At 63.7% G+C, this 2,267-nt stretch carries 3 protein-coding genes; 2 read left to right on the top strand and 1 reads right to left on the bottom strand.

Annotation, left to right across the window (positions count from 1 at the left end; all coding sequences use genetic code 11):
- Nucleotides 1–697 (top strand): formate--tetrahydrofolate ligase (locus EN991_RS32915; RefSeq protein WP_127370305.1); only part of this gene is annotated, 697 nt, incomplete at its 5' end.
- A gap of 67 nt (nt 698–764) precedes the next feature.
- Here the strand turns inward: EN991_RS32915 and EN991_RS32910 are convergent.
- Nucleotides 765–1,409 (bottom strand): cysteine hydrolase family protein, encoded by a 645-nt coding sequence (locus tag EN991_RS32910; RefSeq protein ID WP_127370304.1) that lies wholly within the window; start codon nt 1,407–1,409, stop codon nt 765–767.
- Between the two features lie 126 nt (nt 1,410–1,535).
- Between EN991_RS32910 and EN991_RS32905 the strand changes: the two genes are divergently transcribed.
- Nucleotides 1,536–2,267: DJ-1/PfpI family protein (locus EN991_RS32905; RefSeq protein WP_127370303.1), on the top strand; the 732-nt coding region annotated here is incomplete at its 3' end.

Genomic DNA, 2,267 nt, shown 5'->3' with positions numbered 1-2,267 from the left:
GGTCATCGTCGCCACCGTGCGCGCCATGAAGATGAATGGCGGCGTCAAGAAGGAAGACCTCGGCAAGGAAAACGTCGAGGCGGTGAAGAAGGGCTGCGCCAACCTTGGCCGCCACATCGAGAACATCAGGCAGTTCGGCGTGCCGGCGGTGGTTGCCATCAACCATTTCTATTCCGACACCGACGCCGAGATCCAGGCGATGAAGGACTATGTCGCCTCGATGGGCGAAGAAGCGATCCTGTGCAAGCACTGGGCACACGGCTCGGCCGGGATCGAGGATCTTGCCAACAAGGTGGTGGCACTGGCCGAATCCGGCGCCTCGCAGTTCGCCCCGCTCTATCCCGATGCCATGCCGCTGTTCGAGAAGATCAACACCATCGTCCAGCGCATCTATCGCGGCTCGGAAGCGATCGCCGACAAGTCGGTGCGCGACCAGCTCAAGGCGTGGGAAGACGCCGGCTACGGCCATTTGCCGGTGTGCATGGCCAAGACCCAATATTCCTTCTCGACCGACCCGAACCTGCGCGGCGCGCCGACCGGCCACACCGTGCCGGTGCGCGAGGTCAGGCTTTCGGCCGGTGCCGGCTTCGTCGTCATCATCTGCGGCGAGGTCATGACCATGCCGGGCCTGCCGAGGGCGCCGTCCTCGGAAAAGATCTTCCTCAATGAGGCCGGCAATATCGAAGGCCTGTTCTAAAATCCTTCAATTCAAACAGAAAGGGCGCCGCAGCGATGCGGCGCCCTTTCTGTTTTTTCGGATAGCCCTAAGCAGCGCTGCGCGACAGCGCCCGCTGGTTGGAGCCGAAGATCGTGTCGCGCTCCGGCAGCGCGCCGGTCTGCAGGCACTCGACCCATTCGGCGGTCTTGAGCACGGCGGCGAAGCGCGACTGCAGGATGATCGTGACCACGCGATGGATCTCCTCGGCCGAGGCGTAGCCGGCGCTGTTGGCGTAAGGCACCGAGCCGGTCGCATCCGACAGGAACTCGACGGCAAAGCCCATATGCACGGCGTGGATAATGGTCGACAGGTCACAATTATGCGTCATGTAGCCGACCACCGTGATCGTATCGATGGCATTGGCGCGAAGCCAGTCTTCCAGATCAGTGCCGGTGAAGGCGGAGGGCAGGTTCTTTTCGACATAATGGTCGCGCTCGCGCCTGGCGATTTCGGGATGCAGTTCGCCGCCGTGACTGCCCTTGGCGAAGATCGGCGAGGTCTCGGGCGCCATCTGCTTGACGACCACCACCTTGATGCCGGCAGCAGTCGCTGCATCCATGGCGCGTGCCACATTGACGACGCTGTCGCGGAACGGCGGATGCTGGATGGCGAGATTGCCGCCGTCGTAATCGTTCTGCACATCGACGACGATCAGCGCCCGGCGCGGCGCGGTGTTGGCTGGGTCAGACATGGTGTTTCCTTTCCGGCTTGAATTCGATGGATGGAAGATAGGCGGGCTGCCAGACAGCCGAAAGTGGCCCGATTGACATCATTCGAAAGAATTGGGACAATCCGCATTCAACCGCTGGAAGCACCCATGAACGACCCGATCATTGCCGTCCTCGCCTTCGACGGCATCAGCCCGTTCCATCTTTCCGTACCGTGCCTGGTCTTCGGCGAGGACAGGACGGCGCTTGGCCTGCCGCGCTTCGACTTCCGCATCTGCGCGGTCAAGGCCGGGCCGATCCATACCGAAGCCGGGCTGACAATTGCCGCGCCGCATGGGCTCGAAGGGCTCGACGGCGCCGATATCGTCATCATCCCGAGCTGGCATCATCTGAGCGAACCGGTATCGCCGCTGCTGATGGAAGCGCTGCGCCATGCGCACCAACGCGGCGCCTTGATTGTCGGCCTGTGCCTCGGCACCTTCGCCATTGCAGCGGCCGGGCTGCTTTCGGGCCGACGTGCCGCGACGCACTGGGCCTATTGCGAACAATTGCAAACACTCCATCCCGACATCGCTGTCGATGCCGCGGTGCTCTACGTCGACAATGGCGATGTCGTGACCTCGGCCGGCGTCGCCGCCGGCCTCGACTGCTGTCTCCACATCGTGCGCGCCCGCTATGGCGCGGAAGCAGCACTCCGGCTCGCCCGCCAGATCGTGCTTTCTCCGCACCGGCAGGGTGGGCAGGCACAGTTCATCGAGCATCCGGTGGCAAGAAGCGCGGACGCCGACCGCTTCACCCAGGCCCTCGACGCGGTTCGCGCGACGCTTGGCGAGGCGCATAGCCTGGACCGCGTCGAGGGCCTGGGTGAAGCGGTCGGCGTC

Origin of the sequence: Mesorhizobium sp. M7A.F.Ca.US.005.03.2.1 (assembly GCF_003997795.1) — a bacterium.
GTDB classification, from domain to species: Bacteria; Pseudomonadota; Alphaproteobacteria; order Rhizobiales; family Rhizobiaceae; genus Mesorhizobium; species Mesorhizobium ciceri.
This window is presented reverse-complemented; position numbering and strand designations above follow the sequence as displayed.

Excerpts from the sequence above, each read along its gene's own strand:
- EN991_RS32910 (WP_127370304.1), bottom strand. The coding sequence starts at position 1,409 with ATGTCTGACCCAGCCAACACCGCGCCGCGCCGGGCGCTGATCGTCGTC.